Raw genomic sequence first — 14,982 nt, 5'->3', positions numbered from 1 at the left:
TTTTTATTTTTAGAATATACTACTTTAAAATTATGTTCATGAACATAATTAGTATTTATTTTAATAAAGGCAAAATATGATCATAGCAATATCTCACCAAAAGGGTGGTGTAGGCAAAAGTACAATTGCCTATAATTTAGCTGTCGAACTAAGCAAAAAATATAATGTAAATGTTGTAGATTTAGATGTTCAACAAACAATAACTGCGTGTAATGTTATTCGAAGTAAATTTGGACAAAAAAAACTAAACATACTAAGTTTTGATGATAAAAAAGATTTTGTAGAATTTTTAAATAATGATGATGAAAGAAATATCACGGTAATAGATACAGGTGGTTTTGATAGTGGTTTAAATAGAGTCGCGATGTATGCAGCTGATTTAATTATTACTCCAGTATCAACTGAATTTCTTGAGGTTATAGGTTTAGAAAAATACAAAGCAATTATCAAAGAAGTTTCAAAAAAAGTTGGAAAAAATATAAAAACACATGTTATTCTAAATAAAATACACCACTCTCAACAAAACTTTAATGATATTCAAAATTTTATTCAAAAATCATCTAAACAATTTGACTTATTAAATAGTGTATTAAGACGACGATCAGATTTTTCAATTTCTCTTTCTCATGGATTTAGTGTTTGTGAATTTGATAATAATTCAGATTCTTCTAAAGAAATTAAAGCATTAATTGCCGAAATATCCAATATATTAGATTTTAAAAAAAATGCTAAAAAAATAAAAAGAAAAAAGGAAAAATAAAATGGCAAAAAGAAAAAAAGTAGACTTTAATTTAGCAAGTGAAGTTTTTGAAGATGCTAGTTTAACAGATTCTTTTCAAGAAAAACATCCAAGAAAAACAACCGTTCCGATTACTCAACTAAAAACTAATCCTCATCAACCGAGAATTGAATTAGAACAAAATGCTGTAATAGATTTAGCTAATTCTATCGCTGAAAATGGTTTATTACAACCAATCACAGTGTTGGAAAATTCAGATTCAACCTATACGATTGTTTTTGGACATAGACGTGTAGCTGCATATGAATATTTAAATAAGAAAGAAATTGAAGCGAATATTTTAACTTCATTAGAAGATAAAGATTTAGTTATATCTCCAATAATAGAAAATCTACAAAGAAAGGATATGGAACCATTAGAAACAGCTATGGCTTTAAATAAGGTTTTAAAAATGGGTATAGTAAGAACCCAGGAACAACTATCAAATTCATTAGGTATTTCCCAAGGAAGGGTATCTAAGCTATTATCAATTTTAAAACTTTCTGATGAGCTTTTAGATAGGATAAAAGATACTCAATATAAAGATGTCACTGTATTAGCTGCGATAAATAAAATTTCAAAAAATGACCAGATTGATATATTTGAAAAAATTAGAATTTTACCAAGAAATGAAGCATTAATTAAAATAAAAGAGTACACAAGAAAAAAACATATTAAGGTTAAAAGAGTTATACATGGTAACAATAATATAACTATTAATACTAAAGGTCTTACAAAACCTATAAAAGAAAAAATTATTGCTTATATTCATGAAATTGAATTGTTGCTAGAAAAAAAAGAAGTTTAAAATGTCCCAAAAAAAACCAATACAAAAAAGTTTATTTGAAACTGTTGAAGATAAAATAAAATATTCTACAAGTAGTGTGGAAGAATTACGTGTTCCTATCTATGCACCAGTTAAACAACTTCCTCCGCAATCAGTTGCTGCAAAAGATTTTAAAAAAAATAACAATGTAAGAATTATTGAAACAAAATGGGGTCATGTAGAAATAAGAAATAGATTATTAACACAAACTCATAAAGATATCATGGATCTTATTTTTACTTATAACAAAAAAATAAGACGCTTAGAAGATGGAACTATTGCTGTATATTTTTCACAATCAGAAATTGCTAAATTTTATAGTGATGATATAGAAAATAAAAGTAAAAACTTAAGATGGTTTAGACAAAAACTAGATGAAATTTCAGATTGTAGAATTCAGTATAAAGATAAAAATGGGAATGAAATAGATTTTAGAATTATCTTAAAAAAAGCCTTTTCATCAAAAGAAAATTTATATGGTATCGTTTTAGATCCAAATTATGTAGAATTCTATGAAAGAGGATTGAGCATTAACTATTCAAGTAAAATTCCAGATTTACTTTCAGTAGATTCTCCTTTAGTCAAATCTATTATACGATTTTTCTTTACTCATAAAGCAATTAATTTATCATTAGAAAATATTTTAACTACGGTTGGATTTCCTCTTCCAGCAAGTACTAGAACTCTTCAAACAGCGAAAAAAACACTTCGAGAGCATATTGATGTATTTAAATCCTTTGATATTATTTATGATTCAAAGAAAGAAATCTTTTATTATAAAGGTACAGATGACGTATTCATTAATATGCCTATAGATATGAAGACTAAAGTTCTTCCTGAATTTGAAGATTAATGGATGTATTCAAAAAGATACATCTATTAATAGATATATTTTCTATATTAAATATCTATATTATCTACGAATAAGTGTTAAAGTACTTCGTTTAGAGTGTTAAAGTACTTCGTTTTGGGTGTTAAAGTACTTCGCAGAGGTGTTAAAATACTTCGTTTTGGGTGTTAAAGTACTTCGTTTTTAATATCTTATTTTATAAAAAAATAAATTTTTTCAGTTGACATATTGAAACTTTTGATGTTATAAAAATTTAACCTAAAAAGGAGTGCTAGTGTTAAAGTACTTCGTTTTTTATTAAAACTCCCTATTTTAGGGAATTATCCAGTGTTAAAGTACTTCGTTTAATTGACATGCCATAGTTTGTGTGTTATAAAAATATCATCTAAACAGGAAGTGGTGTTAAAGTACTTCGTTTAATTGACATGTCATAGTTTGTGTGTCATAAAGATATCATCTAAACAGAAACTGGGTGTTAAAGTACTTCGTTTTTTGTCAAAACTCCCTATTTTAGGGAATTATCCAGTGTTAAAGTACTTCGTTTTTAATATCTTATTTTACAAGAATTTAATCTAATAGAAAGTGGGTGTTAAAGTACTTCGTTTTTTATTAAAACTCCCTATTTTAGGGAATTATTCAGTGTTAAAGTACTTCGTTATTTATGAATCAGAGGATTTAATTACATCTTTGAGTTCAGAAAGTTTAAGTATCTGTTCACTGTCTAAATCATTGACTTTACAAAGTGCTCCAAGCCGTACGATCTCTAACAGTTCAGGAAATCTTGACTTCCATCCTTTTATTGTCTGCTCACTCTTTCCAATTAATTCTGCCAGCTCTTTATTTGTAACTTTCTTTTTCATAGTGTAATTATAGTTATTTATGCTTATTTAATAGTAATTTGCATAAATAGTATTATATCAGATACTTTTAATAAAATTATAAGGTATTATATATAATACTATTAATACTAAAAAGTTTATATCTAATACTTTTTAAAATTTAAAACCAGGATTATATTATGAGTCAAAAATACACATGGCCAGTAATGAAAGAACTAGTAGAAGTAAAAACGGATAATGAGTACTCACTTCTTGAGTTGGATGAAAAAGCCGCAGCCAGAAAAAAACGATATATGAAAATCCGTCACAATAAATGTATGCATGAGTATTCATTGGATATCTATGAATTTGTAAAAGGTAAAAGAAGATGTCCCAAATGCAAAGGAGTAGAACTACGAAAACATTTTGCATATACACGAGAAGCTATTATGATAAAAGTAGAGGAGAGCACTAAGAAAGAGTACTCGTTTGTGGATAGTGAATATATAAATGCAAATACACTCCATAAATACAAGCATAATACCTGTGGGACTGTATTTAAAAAGAAATGGAATAAATTCAAATCAGGACAGCGATGCCCGAATTGTTTCAGACGAGGTATGGATTCTATGACACATCGTTATTTAAAAGATATATTCGATCATTTTACAATTGAGTATGAGCTGGAAAAAGAGTATGATGAGTGTATCAACCCACAAACAGGAAAAAGGCTCAAGTTTGACTTTTATATTCCATCTATAGATCTGTTAATAGAGGTGGATGGAGAGCAGCATGAGCGGGCTAGTTACGGAAAAGAAGCTTTTGAATCTTCTAAATATAGAGACAGCATAAAAGATAGCTATGTCGCCAAGAATAAAAAAGATTTACTGCGTATACCTGCAAAACTGTGGGAACGACTGCCCGAAGAGATTGAACCCTATATCTCTCAAGTGCTAAAGAGATCGGTCTCTGCAGCAGAAATAAAAGAGGTAAAACAATCCCAAATACCTGATAGGATCAATAAAGATCTTAAAAAATATCATAATGGTGAGTATATTCTGGTAGATAATTTCTATACAGGTGTTGACAGAAAACATACCTTCAGACATAGAGTATGCGGGCATACATTTAATGACACACTCTACTTTGTAAAGAGCAATAAAAATCCGTGTCCTCAATGTAGGAAAGAGGAAAAGATAAAAGAGAGTTTTGAAAAAAGAGCTAAAACACTTGATGAAAAAAGCAATGGAAGATATTCATTGGATCCAAAAGATCCTGAGCTGCGTAATAATAAAAGCTATGTGAAGTGTAACAGGTGTAAACACAGCTGGTATACACTGGTAGGAAATATCTATACAAATAACGGAGGCTGTCCAAATTGTAAAAGAATAAAGTTTATAGACGAATGGAGAGAACGATATAAAGAAGTGCTTGTTTACATAGCTGAGAATAAGCGACTTTCAGAACCATTGAGAAAGTGGGTGGGCTATAATATAAAACGTTATGAAGAGGGAAAACTGGAACCTTACAAAGTAAGACTCCTCAAATCCAATCAGTGTAAATTGCTCTGAATTTTATAAATAGGTCAGTATAAAAACGAAGTCATTTAATAGTGATCGCAGCAGAACTTCCCGCTTTAAAAAAAGTGGATTCTGCTGCATACTATTATCAATATATAGAGCATAAAATAAGAGATCAAGATGAAAATATTGCAATTTGAAAAGAAACAGGAGTTTCAATTGAAAAAAATATATACTAAGCGCAAAGGAGCTATAAAATGAGTACGCAAACAACCATTCAGTGCCCAAACTGTGGCACAGAGATCAAATTGGAAGAGGCGATCTATTCAGAGTATGAAAAAAAGTTCAATCAAGATATGCAGCAAAAGAGAGAGGCCTATAAAAAAGCACAGGTCGATCTCGCTGCAAAAGAGCTGCAACTGAAAAAAGAGCAGGAACAATTCGATGAAAAGTTGCAAGAATCACTACAGCTGCAGCTCAAAGCCAGAGAAAAAGCGATGCGTGACTCTATCTCTAAAGAGCTACTGGAGATAAAAGAGCAAGAGGAGGGGATACTCAAACAGGAGATCGAAAAGAAGAACAAAGAACTCCTTACTCTACAGAGCCAACAGGATCAAAAATTACAAGAAGCCCTGCAGCAAAGTAAAAAAGAGTTGGAAACCCAGATCAAACAATCCCTTGAAAAAGAGAGTGCTTCGCGTATTGAGGAGTTAGAGTCCGCTTTGAGCCAAAAGTCCAAACAGATACAGGAACTCGAAGCATCCAAAGCCGAGATCGCAAAACTCAAGATGGAAAAAGAGGAGATAGCAGCAGAGGTCAGATCAAAAGCTCAAATAGAGTTCTATGAAAAACTCGCTGCCGAGAAACAAAAAACAGTCCAGGAACTCACCTCTCAAAACGAACTCAAACTCAAAGAGGCCGATGAGAAGATGCGTCAATTACAAGAGCAGCTCAGTGTCGCTCAACAAAAGGCACAGCAGGGAAGTATGCAAACCCAAGGTGAAGTACAAGAGCTTGCAATCGAGGAGTATCTTGCAACACACTATCCACTCGATACTATAGAGGAGATCAAAAAAGGACAACGTGGAGCTGATTGTCTGCAGATCATCAATACACAGACCATGAGCAATTGTGCAAAGATCTACTATGAGTCCAAACGCACAAAAGATTTTCAAAAGAGCTGGATCGAGAAGTTCAAAGCTGATATGAGAGAGAAGGGCGCTGACTTTGGAGTATTAGTAACTACAGTATTGCCAAAAGAACTTGAGAGAATGGGATTTTATGAAGGTGTATGGGTCTGTACATTCGATGAGTTTAAAGGAAGCACCGCACTTATTCGCCAACAGTTGATACAGCTTGCACTATCAAAGCTATCACAAGAAGGAAAAAGTGACAAGATGAGTCTGCTATACAACTATTTAACAAGTAATGAGTTTGCCATGCATATCGAAGCGATTACCGAAGGCTTTAGTGCAATGCAGTCTCAGCTTGATAAAGAGAAGAGGGCAATGGCTAGACTGTGGAAAGAGAGAGAAAAGCAGATAGAGAAAGTTCTTGATAATACCATTGGCATGTATGGTTCTATCAAGGGGATTGCCGGTAATGCGATTGGCAATGTAAAAGCGCTTGAGTTGGAATATATTGAAGATGAGGAGGAAGAATAAGATGTATCTGTTTGTTTATGGAACTCTCAAACAAGGGTTTCATAATCACCACCTCTTAGCGGATGCAGAGTTTATCTGCAATGCCGCCTCAAAACAAAACTACCCTATGGTCAACACCGAAGAGTATTTCCCATATCTTATTGATAATGAAGGTCATGGATACAATGTAAAAGGCGAGGTCTATAGAATTGATGAAGCGATTCTTGAGATGTTGGATATTTTAGAAGGGTATCCCCAGCACTATACGCGCAGAGAGATAGAAGTAGTTTCGCTTGGAATAGATCTATTGGCAATCACATATTTTTTAAATGAGAAGATAGAGTATAAAGATTTAGAGCTCCTTGAGAGTTTTGAATAGAATGAATAAGAACAGGAGAGCTGTATGAATGATAATGTATTTATGATCTCTGATGCAAGCTATTGTGATCAAACACAATGTGCTGGCTTGGGTGTGATAGATCTTTTCACCGGGCAAAGATATTCTTGTTCGGTATCTAATATAGAAAATTCATATCTAGCAGAGTATTACGCTCTTTTATTCAGTGTACAAATTGCTATTAAAAATAAGTACAACAATGTTGTATTTGTTTATGATAACAAAGTGCTAAAGCTTGATTCTTTAAAGATTTGGCTTCAAGATAAGATCCACTCCTATCAATTTCTCTGGCTCAAACGAGGATTTACAGAGGATGCAGATGCACTTGCTAAAAAAGCAAGATTTTTAGAGGAAAAAATCATTCATAAAAAATATTTGCGTCGATCTATAACGAAGGATAAACTTCTGCAGCGATTTACAAATTACTCGCAGCATAAAATCATCAGAGCCTTTTTTACTATTGCCAATGAGAATGAATATAGGATACTAAAGGCCTACAGAGACAATCAAAAATATGCATCGGTCTTAGTAGATTCCCATAGTTTGGATTTCTATAGTGATATATACAATATACTAAGGGGTAAAAAGAGTAAAGAGAGATTTTATAAATTTATCTATAACAACTATGCAGTAAAAGTAGACAAAGTAAAATTTCAAACTCCAAAGTCTCAGGAATATTATCTGGCTCTCGTTAAAAAGATCATTCATAATTTAAGCAATCCAGATGATGTTATTCAAAGAAGAATAGGGACTTCCGGTCTGCAAGAGACGAACCAAATAGTTAGAAATCCTTTCATTGCACAGATACAGCAGCTCTCCGGTAAAGATTTGAGAGAGTTCACTATGAGTTTGGCTAAAAACAGTGATGATAAACAACTCTTGGAATTTTATTTCTCTGCAAAAAAGACAACCCCTTATAACATGACTATTCAAAGCATTGAGCTTTTTGCATTGATCTACCATCTTCTTCCCGCTGCACAAAAAACATCATTTTTAGGATTTATAAGAAACAGATTAAAAAAAGATCAAAAATTACTTGATCTCTTCAATGTTCAAAAAAATCGTTTTAACATGAAGAAGTTACTTGATCTAATGCATCCTAATAACAAATATGTTGGGATGGTTGAAAATAGTTTAAAAACATCATAAGGAGAACAGAATGATAAAAGACAAAGAATTAGATAGATTAAAAGAGATACTCAAAGCGTATCTTGTTGAAGAGGGCTATACTGAGATCAACGATCCATTTGCAACAGATATGATTATTGACGCAAGTGGGGCATTGCAATCATCGGGTGAATATACAATCAGAACTACGGCTCAAAATGCAGATGGAGCAACAGTGGCATTTCGTCTTGTACCATATGAAATGTCTATCTATTGTGAGAATGAATTGGTAAAAAGAATAGAGGAAAATTAACTTCTTTGTTTATAGATATTTATCTCAGAAAAATAAAACTCACATTAATATTGCTTCTTTAAATTATATATTTTTGACAAAATAGTTAATATAAACTATAATATAGTTAATAAAAACTATAAAGGAGTTTGTATGCTAAAAGTTCTATTAGGCTCAAAAGATAAAGAGCTAGTACTACAATACCTTTTATCAAAAAATGAAGGGTATGCAAGCAAGATAGCAAGATTTTTCAATTTAAATCCTTCGCAGATAGGCAAACAACTAGATGCACTAGAAGAGGGCGGAGTGTTAATTGGATTTCAAGTAGGAAGATCCAGACTCTATAAATTTAATCCAAGATACTATTTTTTACCAGAATTAAAAACCCTTTTAAAAAAAGCATTAGAAGCATATCCTGATGAACTAAAAGAGAGTTTACAATTTAACAGAACTGCGCCAAGAAGAAAAAACAAGCCATATATCCTTAAGGGAGATAGCAGTGAAACAGAACTTTAGCAAGATGAGCAATATCGAGATTGCCTCTTACATCTGTCAAGAACTATTGGATATTGATATCAAAACGACACTCTCCGGTGGGTTTTGTGTAGAAATCTATAGTTTTGGAGAATATACTTCAATGGATATAGACTTGATTGATCAAAGCATCTTTAAGCATAATGAAATCAAAAAGAAAATGAATGAATTAGGATTTGTTAAAGAGGGAAAACATTTTCGTCATTCCGATATGCAATATACAGTAGAGTTTCCTGCAAGTCCTCTGGCAATAGGACAAGAGCTTGTAAAAGAGATTTCTGAAATAGAAACTGAATATGGAGTATTAAGACTTATTACTCCGACAGATAGTGTAAAAGATCGTTTGGCAGCATATTTCTTTTGGGATGATGAAAGATCTTTAGAGCAAGCTATACTGGTAGCATTAAAAAATGATATTGATTTTAAGAATGTTAGGCGATGGAGTGAACAAGAAGGAGAAATTGAAAAGTTCGAATATTTTTTATCTCAGTATAAATCCAGAACAATAACACAAAGTATTTGATAGTAAACATCGCTATTAGCAATCACCTATTTTTTAAATGAGAAGGTAGAGTATAAAAATTTAGAGCTTCTTGAGAGGTTTGAATAGAATTAAAAAATGAGATGAGATGTCTATCTATTATGAGAAAGAATTAGTAAAAAGGATAGGGAAAAATTAAGTTCCTTATTTATAAATTATGCCTATGTAAATAATCAATCATAATGGCAATATTATAGTGTCTGTTCGTTTAAGGTTTGAGTTTTTAAAATAGTGTACTTTTCTTAAGAAAAAAGCATTAAAATTTTTGATGGGTATCTGATGCTTTTTTCCAATTCTTAAGATTCGGGGCGTTTTTTTTAAGAAAACTCATTTTTTTGCTTAAGAGAAGTCTTAACCCACGCTTAATTGGCATGCTCTTATAAAATATCTGCTATAAGTACCTATATGACGATATTACAAGGTGTTTTTTGTATAAAATAGTAGAAAGAACAAAGGTGCTAAAATGAAACAAGTTTTAAGATACTTTTCCTATTTTTTTATCTATATCGCTTTTTAGAGTAGATTATTACAATAAAAATAAATATTATTTATGTAAGTGCTTTGTAGTTTTTTTTATTTTGTTACAAAAAATGATACATAGTGCTATAAAAAGTGATACATTTGATAATTTCTAAAAGAATTTATTATCCTATAAATAGGTATTAATTTGTATTATTATATTTTAGAAATAGTTTATTTTCAGTTTTATAAAAGTTTAATTTTAGAATTAGTTAAGTTATATAGAATAATCTTAATTGTATGATTTTAGACATGAAAGTAGAAGAACTTGTATATGCTATTGTTTTGAAAAACACTGAATTGCGAAATCGTTTTATAAAAGAGAAAAAAAACAACCTTGTGATTTACAATCGACTAGAAGCTAAAGTGAAAAAACATATAAAGGAATATGTGACCTTAAATAATGTTGATGCTTCTGAATATTATATTGGGCTAAGTGAAAAATTTGAGTTAAAATTTGCTCCGATTCTCTATTGCCTCTTGTTTGAAAAATCAACAAACAAAGCTGACTGCAAAAAAATAAAAAACATAAAAAATATCTCACGGGTAATGAAATCAAGAAGAACAAAAACAGCGAGAAAATATATTGCTAAATACTATTTTGAAAATATTTCAAAAATTAAACTTTTAGTTGAAGAAAAAAAAGAATTAATGAAAATCCTAGATAATAGTGATGAAATTTTAGAAGAAAATTATATTGATACGCAACATGAAAATCACAATAAATCTCAAGAAGGAAAAATTGAAATATCAAAACATGCAACCTTACCATTAGTACCATCTGATATGGAGCATCCATATAAACAAGAACTTTGGTATACCTATGATGATTTTGATACAAAACAAGAAGAGATATATAAAAAGTTTTCAAGAGTTGAAATATTTTCAGATCTAGAGATTGAGGCAGAGGGTTATTTTGATTATGTGTTTCATGGTGCAAACAGAGATATTTTAAAGCGAGGGAAATCGTCTTATCCAGAAATCGGAATGTTTTGCGTTTACGATGAGTATGGAAACAGATACCCAGAGGTTAGAAAGCTATCTATGATTAGAGAAGCAAAAAAAGGAAGTGCTACTAGAGGATATATCACTCACAACATTTCATACATAGTAAAAAAACTATATAAGGAGGGTATTGGAAACGGTAAAGCAGATATTGAAAGAACAATAGATGAGATACTGCAAGAGTGGGAACTTCCAAAAGATGAAGTAAAGATTGGAATGTATTGTAAAAATCTTAAAATCTTTACTCTTGAAGGAAAAGAATGGCTCAACATGGGATTTATTAGAAAGCAAGACCTACATGATTATACAAGACCTGGTGGTAAGGGATATAGATTAATTCGTTATACTCAATTAAAAGAAGCGGTTGAGTATAACGATATGGTTGCTAAAAGTAAACTATCATTTCTTATAGATGAAATTCACAAGAGATACAACATAAATGAAACAACTATTAACTTTGAAGAAAGTTGTTTGTTGTTAAAATCAATAAACAACAAGTGGCTTAAAACGGTTGATAGTCATATTATAAAATTTCAAAAGGAACAAATATAAAAAATATAATTATAACAATGGGTCAAAAAGGTGGTTCAGGAAAAACAACTATAGCTGTTCAATTTCTACCACTAGCATTGCTAAAAGCATCAGAAGAAAAGAAAGATATAGAAATAAAAGTTGCATTTCTAGATAACAACAATGATAATAATTTCCAATTTGATAGAGACAGCCAACTAAAACTGTCACATAAAATAAAAACAGGAAAAAAAGCATTCATGGATCATTTTACGGACAGTCTTGATAAGTTCTCAAGGTCTCATAAAGATAATGAATACCTAATTATTGATGTTAGCGGTGGTGATGATACAAATAATGCAATTAAATATCTTTTCCAATCAGTAGCATTTTATAAAGCTATAATTCTAATCCCTTTTTATCTTGAAAATAATTTTATCAGAGGAATGCTAAATACTGTTAAATTTATTAGAGAGGTTGATAGCGAAGTTAAAATATGTCCTATTGCCAACAAGATTAGTGCATATATGATAAGCAAATCAAGAGGAGAGAATAAATCTCTAAGTGATGTAGCATTAGAAGTTTTGGAAGATAGATTAAAACCAGAAGATTTCGAGTATCTTCAAAAAGAAGCAATGCCACTTCTTGTTGTAAAAGAATACAAAGAGGCAACTGCAAACTCAGGCAACGGAGAAGTTATGTTTAATTCTGTAATTGATGTTATAAAAAATTCAGACATCACTTATAAAAAAGAAATAAGGGAACTCGGAAATGCTTTTTATGGAGAAGATGCAGAAACAAATGAAAATACTGATTCAGAATATAAGGATGCAAAAAAAGACTTGGTTAGAAAGTACACCTATGTGCATGTGTATGAAGACATTGATTATTTTGCGGATGAATTAAAGGCAATTAAATAATAAGTAAAAGTGCTGTGTCAGATAAAAGCATCTTGTTGACAGAATTTGAACTTCTGCTAGATGCTATAACACTAATACTCTATCCCATTAAGCACGCCCCACAACACCGTTAAATAGGGGGCAAAAAAAGTTTCAGGTGCACAATTTGGACTTTCTTAGACTTTCAGGTGCACAATTTGAAAAAAAAGCATACAAACTGTGCAATTTTTGTTTATATAATAATTTATATAAACAAAATACAACTAAATATACTTCTTTTACTCCAAAATATAGCACTTTTAGCTTTTTTTGCTCCAAAAAAGAGCACCTTTAGCAATTTTTACTCCAAAAAAGCTCACCTTTGGCTCCAAAATAACGCACCTTTAGATTTTTTATTCCAATTTAACACACCTTTAACTATTTTAATTCACTTGATAGTTTATATTCCTTAACCGTACCTATAGATAACCGACATAGATCAATAATTACTTCAGAATAATACTTTTTATCAAGATCTTATTTGAAGGAACTAACTTTCCTTTCTATATTCCAAATTAGATAGTTTTATACATTATGCATAATAATTAAGGGAGAGTATACAAAAATATAAGTTGTATATTATTGTAAAAATACAGCTTTATTCAAATTATTTAAGCTCTAAAATATTAAGTGAATATTTACGATTTCTTTTCAAATTTATGTAATGAATGTATTTTTTCATGGTAGTGCTTTTATTAAAATAATACTCTTTTGAAATCTGAGTAGGTCTCTTATTTTTTATTAAAAGAAGCGTGACAATGGAATATATATAATTTGGAGTCTTTAAAAATTTAGATTTAATGTAAAATATTTCAGGCTAAATAAGTAATTTTAACTCAATCAATAATAAATATTGATTATTATATCATTATATAGTATAATAAATAAAAAGTATGTATTAAAATATCAATATAATATATAATCAATACTTTTTATTGAGAAGGAAATATTATGCTATTCCCCTATGGTAAGGTTGTAACAAATGAATCTTTTTACGACAGACATGAAATTAGAAATACTATCCATCAGCTTTTAAAAGGTACACAATCTTTCACACTTAAAGCACCACGACGCTATGGAAAAACTTCACTTATAAAACAAACATTACTTGATATTAATCAGGAATACTTTTATGTGGATTTTAGAAAAATACCAAGACTAGAACTATTTAATACTCAACTGATGGAGTATATCTATTCACAAATGGGATTGCGAGGTGCCATTAAACAGATACAGGAAAATATCATTACATTTTTAAAAAAACATCGCAGTACAGTTAAGGTTGATGTTACTTTATTTGAGGCATCTGTTGAACTTTTCGCTTCTGATAAAAATGAGGAAGATAAGCTTATTATGATTTTAGAGCTTTTAGGAAAACTCTCCAAAGAGTTGCATCATCCACTCTATATCGTTTTTGATGAGTTCCAAGATGCGGTGAATATGAGTAATGAGATAGATATTTATGAAGTGATGCGAGCTGAAATACAGCACCATGAGAATATATGCTATATCTTTGCTGGATCCAATACAACGATGATGACAACTATTTTTGAAACTAAAAGTGCACCGTTTTATAATTTTTCACGAAAAATTACACTGGCTCCGTTTGATAAGGATGAGCTTAGCAAAGAGGTATCCCAGGCATTCAAAAGTCGGAGAATTATATTTGAAAATGATGTACTTTTGGATCATCTAATTGATCGATGCGGAGGACATCCTGCAAATACCATGCTGGTTTTACAAATGATAGAGTTTAAGATGCTGGAGGAAGATATTAAAACAATAACAAAGGCTATAATTGATCAATGTTATCAAGCTGCGCAAGAGGAGATGCATGATCTTGTGATGGAGTATCTTAAAGAAATCAGAATGAAAGAGCATCTACATGATGTACTTTTCCGTATGGCTAATCATCAGAAACAGGTACTTGATTCAAGTTCACTACAGCAAAAAAGGAAGTATTTAGTAGATATGGGACATCTGAGACATCTAAGGAGAGGGGAGTATGAGATAATTGATAATTTTTTACGAGATGAATTGATTAATGAAAATCTTCAAATAACTTAAGTTTTAATAGAAATACAATATAGATATTAAAAATATTTATATTGTAAACACTGGTAATAATACAGTACTATATATTGTTTAAGTATTTTCATTTTTAATTAAACTATTTTTCTGCTTTTTAGTATTAATAAATAATTAGGATATTGTCTGGTTCAAGGTTTGTGAGTACCCTCGTTGACTTTTTAGATGAACTGTCTTATTCAGAGTATTTTTAAGGTCAGATAAACTCGAAAAATAGCTTTGTTTCTGCCCAGTAGCATTTTTATTATCAATACCACCCCACTCACGAATCAAAAGGTACTCTCCAAAAAGGGTAAGGTAGGTTTTAATCTTGTAATATCTCACTTTACCATTTACTTCACGATAAAGGAAGGTAGTGGTATTAGAGCTCAAGAAGCTCTTTGATCTCATCGGATCCATAATATGACTCTATAGCCTTATTGATGACATAATCCAGCTTTTTCTTTTCATTGAGGTTTTTTACCTCGTTTTCAAGAAGAGTAGCTATTATCTTTATTCTTTTGATATTTTTAATATCTAAATTCACTCTTTTCCCTATATACTCATTTTCTTCCATTTGATAACCTTTATGTAATTTTATTAAAGATATTATATTTAAAATTGTAAAAATATACAA

General features: G+C 30.6%; 16 protein-coding genes. 13 read left to right on the top strand and 3 right to left on the bottom strand.

Annotation, left to right across the window (positions count from 1 at the left end; all coding sequences use genetic code 11):
* Positions 1-76 precede the first annotated feature (76 nt).
* Genes FM071_RS10685 through FM071_RS10675 form a run of 3 tightly spaced genes read left to right on the top strand, consistent with a single transcriptional unit; the run spans position 77 to position 2,457 of the window.
* Positions 77-760: a ParA family protein gene (locus FM071_RS10685; RefSeq protein ID WP_193112106.1), complete on the top strand. Its 684-nt coding sequence runs from the start codon at positions 77-79 to the stop codon at positions 758-760.
* A gap of 1 nt (position 761) precedes the next feature.
* The gene (locus FM071_RS10680) at positions 762-1,586 is read left to right on the top strand and encodes a ParB/RepB/Spo0J family partition protein (protein ID WP_193112105.1); all 825 of its coding nucleotides are present in this window, start codon (positions 762-764) and stop codon (positions 1,584-1,586) included.
* A gap of 1 nt (position 1,587) precedes the next feature.
* Positions 1,588-2,457: a hypothetical protein gene (locus tag FM071_RS10675; RefSeq protein WP_193112104.1), complete on the top strand. Its 870-nt coding sequence runs from the start codon at positions 1,588-1,590 to the stop codon at positions 2,455-2,457.
* A 656-nt stretch (positions 2,458-3,113) separates the two neighbouring features.
* Here FM071_RS10675 and FM071_RS10670 read toward each other — a convergent pair.
* On the bottom strand, positions 3,114-3,314 hold the full coding sequence (locus FM071_RS10670) for a helix-turn-helix domain-containing protein (protein WP_193112103.1): 201 nt from the start codon (positions 3,312-3,314) through the stop codon (positions 3,114-3,116).
* A gap of 158 nt (positions 3,315-3,472) precedes the next feature.
* Between FM071_RS10670 and FM071_RS10665 the strand changes: the two genes are divergently transcribed.
* From FM071_RS10665 to FM071_RS10620, 10 genes are all read left to right on the top strand, one after another.
* The gene (locus tag FM071_RS10665; protein WP_193112102.1) at positions 3,473-4,843 is read left to right on the top strand and encodes a zinc-ribbon domain-containing protein; all 1,371 of its coding nucleotides are present in this window, start codon (positions 3,473-3,475) and stop codon (positions 4,841-4,843) included.
* Positions 4,844-5,049: 206 nt separating this feature from the next.
* Positions 5,050-6,456 carry a DUF2130 domain-containing protein gene (locus FM071_RS10660; RefSeq protein WP_193112101.1) on the top strand — a complete coding sequence of 469 codons (1,407 nt, stop codon included), beginning with the start codon at positions 5,050-5,052 and terminating at the stop codon, positions 6,454-6,456.
* A gap of 1 nt (position 6,457) precedes the next feature.
* Positions 6,458-6,814, top strand: a complete 357-nt coding sequence (locus tag FM071_RS10655) for a gamma-glutamylcyclotransferase family protein (protein WP_193112100.1) — start codon at positions 6,458-6,460, stop codon at positions 6,812-6,814.
* Between the two features lie 24 nt (positions 6,815-6,838).
* A complete protein-coding gene (locus FM071_RS10650; RefSeq protein WP_193112099.1) occupies positions 6,839-7,981 on the top strand; it encodes a reverse transcriptase-like protein in 1,143 nt (380 codons plus the stop codon).
* A gap of 10 nt (positions 7,982-7,991) precedes the next feature.
* Positions 7,992-8,252: a hypothetical protein gene (locus FM071_RS10645; RefSeq protein ID WP_193112098.1), complete on the top strand. Its 261-nt coding sequence runs from the start codon at positions 7,992-7,994 to the stop codon at positions 8,250-8,252.
* Positions 8,253-8,384: 132 nt separating this feature from the next.
* Positions 8,385-8,747, top strand: coding sequence for a winged helix-turn-helix domain-containing protein (locus tag FM071_RS10640; protein WP_193112097.1), 363 nt, complete (start codon positions 8,385-8,387; stop codon positions 8,745-8,747).
* The gene (locus FM071_RS10635; RefSeq protein ID WP_193112096.1) at positions 8,731-9,288 is read left to right on the top strand and encodes a hypothetical protein; all 558 of its coding nucleotides are present in this window, start codon (positions 8,731-8,733) and stop codon (positions 9,286-9,288) included. The genes FM071_RS10640 and FM071_RS10635 overlap by 17 nt, the downstream gene beginning before the upstream one ends.
* Before the next feature lie 789 nt (positions 9,289-10,077).
* Positions 10,078-11,382, top strand: coding sequence for a hypothetical protein (locus FM071_RS10630; protein WP_193112095.1), 1,305 nt, complete (start codon positions 10,078-10,080; stop codon positions 11,380-11,382).
* Positions 11,383-11,399: 17 nt separating this feature from the next.
* Positions 11,400-12,260, top strand: coding sequence for a hypothetical protein (locus FM071_RS10625; RefSeq protein WP_193112094.1), 861 nt, complete (start codon positions 11,400-11,402; stop codon positions 12,258-12,260).
* 969 nt (positions 12,261-13,229) lie between these two features.
* A complete protein-coding gene (locus FM071_RS10620; RefSeq protein WP_193112093.1) occupies positions 13,230-14,345 on the top strand; it encodes an AAA family ATPase in 1,116 nt (371 codons plus the stop codon).
* A gap of 135 nt (positions 14,346-14,480) precedes the next feature.
* Here the strand turns inward: FM071_RS10620 and FM071_RS10880 are convergent, their stop codons facing one another.
* Both FM071_RS10880 and FM071_RS10610 read right to left on the bottom strand, forming a co-directional pair.
* A complete protein-coding gene (locus FM071_RS10880; RefSeq protein ID WP_226960610.1) occupies positions 14,481-14,756 on the bottom strand; it encodes a WGR domain-containing protein in 276 nt (91 codons plus the stop codon).
* Entirely contained in the window at positions 14,728-14,922 is a 195-nt protein-coding gene (locus FM071_RS10610) for a hypothetical protein (protein WP_193112091.1), read from the bottom strand. The genes FM071_RS10880 and FM071_RS10610 overlap by 29 nt, the downstream gene beginning before the upstream one ends.
* Positions 14,923-14,982 lie beyond the last annotated feature (60 nt).

This window comes from Sulfurimonas paralvinellae (assembly GCF_014905135.1).
Taxonomy (GTDB): Bacteria; Campylobacterota; Campylobacteria; order Campylobacterales; family Sulfurimonadaceae; genus Sulfurimonas; species Sulfurimonas paralvinellae.
This window is presented reverse-complemented; position numbering and strand designations above follow the sequence as displayed.

Excerpts from the sequence above, each read along its gene's own strand:
- FM071_RS10685 (WP_193112106.1), top strand. The coding sequence starts at position 77 with ATGATCATAGCAATATCTCACCAAAAGGGTGGTGTAGGCAAAAGTACA.
- FM071_RS10680 (WP_193112105.1), top strand. The coding sequence starts at position 762 with ATGGCAAAAAGAAAAAAAGTAGACTTTAATTTAGCAAGTGAAGTTTTT.
- FM071_RS10675 (WP_193112104.1), top strand. The coding sequence starts at position 1,588 with ATGTCCCAAAAAAAACCAATACAAAAAAGTTTATTTGAAACTGTTGAA.
- FM071_RS10670 (WP_193112103.1), bottom strand. The coding sequence starts at position 3,314 with ATGAAAAAGAAAGTTACAAATAAAGAGCTGGCAGAATTAATTGGAAAG.
- FM071_RS10665 (WP_193112102.1), top strand. The coding sequence starts at position 3,473 with ATGAGTCAAAAATACACATGGCCAGTAATGAAAGAACTAGTAGAAGTA.
- FM071_RS10660 (WP_193112101.1), top strand. The coding sequence starts at position 5,050 with ATGAGTACGCAAACAACCATTCAGTGCCCAAACTGTGGCACAGAGATC.
- FM071_RS10655 (WP_193112100.1), top strand. The coding sequence starts at position 6,458 with ATGTATCTGTTTGTTTATGGAACTCTCAAACAAGGGTTTCATAATCAC.
- FM071_RS10650 (WP_193112099.1), top strand. The coding sequence starts at position 6,839 with ATGAATGATAATGTATTTATGATCTCTGATGCAAGCTATTGTGATCAA.
- FM071_RS10645 (WP_193112098.1), top strand. The coding sequence starts at position 7,992 with ATGATAAAAGACAAAGAATTAGATAGATTAAAAGAGATACTCAAAGCG.
- FM071_RS10640 (WP_193112097.1), top strand. The coding sequence starts at position 8,385 with ATGCTAAAAGTTCTATTAGGCTCAAAAGATAAAGAGCTAGTACTACAA.
- FM071_RS10630 (WP_193112095.1), top strand. The coding sequence starts at position 10,078 with ATGAAAGTAGAAGAACTTGTATATGCTATTGTTTTGAAAAACACTGAA.
- FM071_RS10625 (WP_193112094.1), top strand. The coding sequence starts at position 11,400 with ATGGGTCAAAAAGGTGGTTCAGGAAAAACAACTATAGCTGTTCAATTT.
- FM071_RS10620 (WP_193112093.1), top strand. The coding sequence starts at position 13,230 with ATGCTATTCCCCTATGGTAAGGTTGTAACAAATGAATCTTTTTACGAC.
- FM071_RS10880 (WP_226960610.1), bottom strand. The coding sequence starts at position 14,756 with ATGAGATCAAAGAGCTTCTTGAGCTCTAATACCACTACCTTCCTTTAT.
- FM071_RS10610 (WP_193112091.1), bottom strand. The coding sequence starts at position 14,922 with ATGGAAGAAAATGAGTATATAGGGAAAAGAGTGAATTTAGATATTAAA.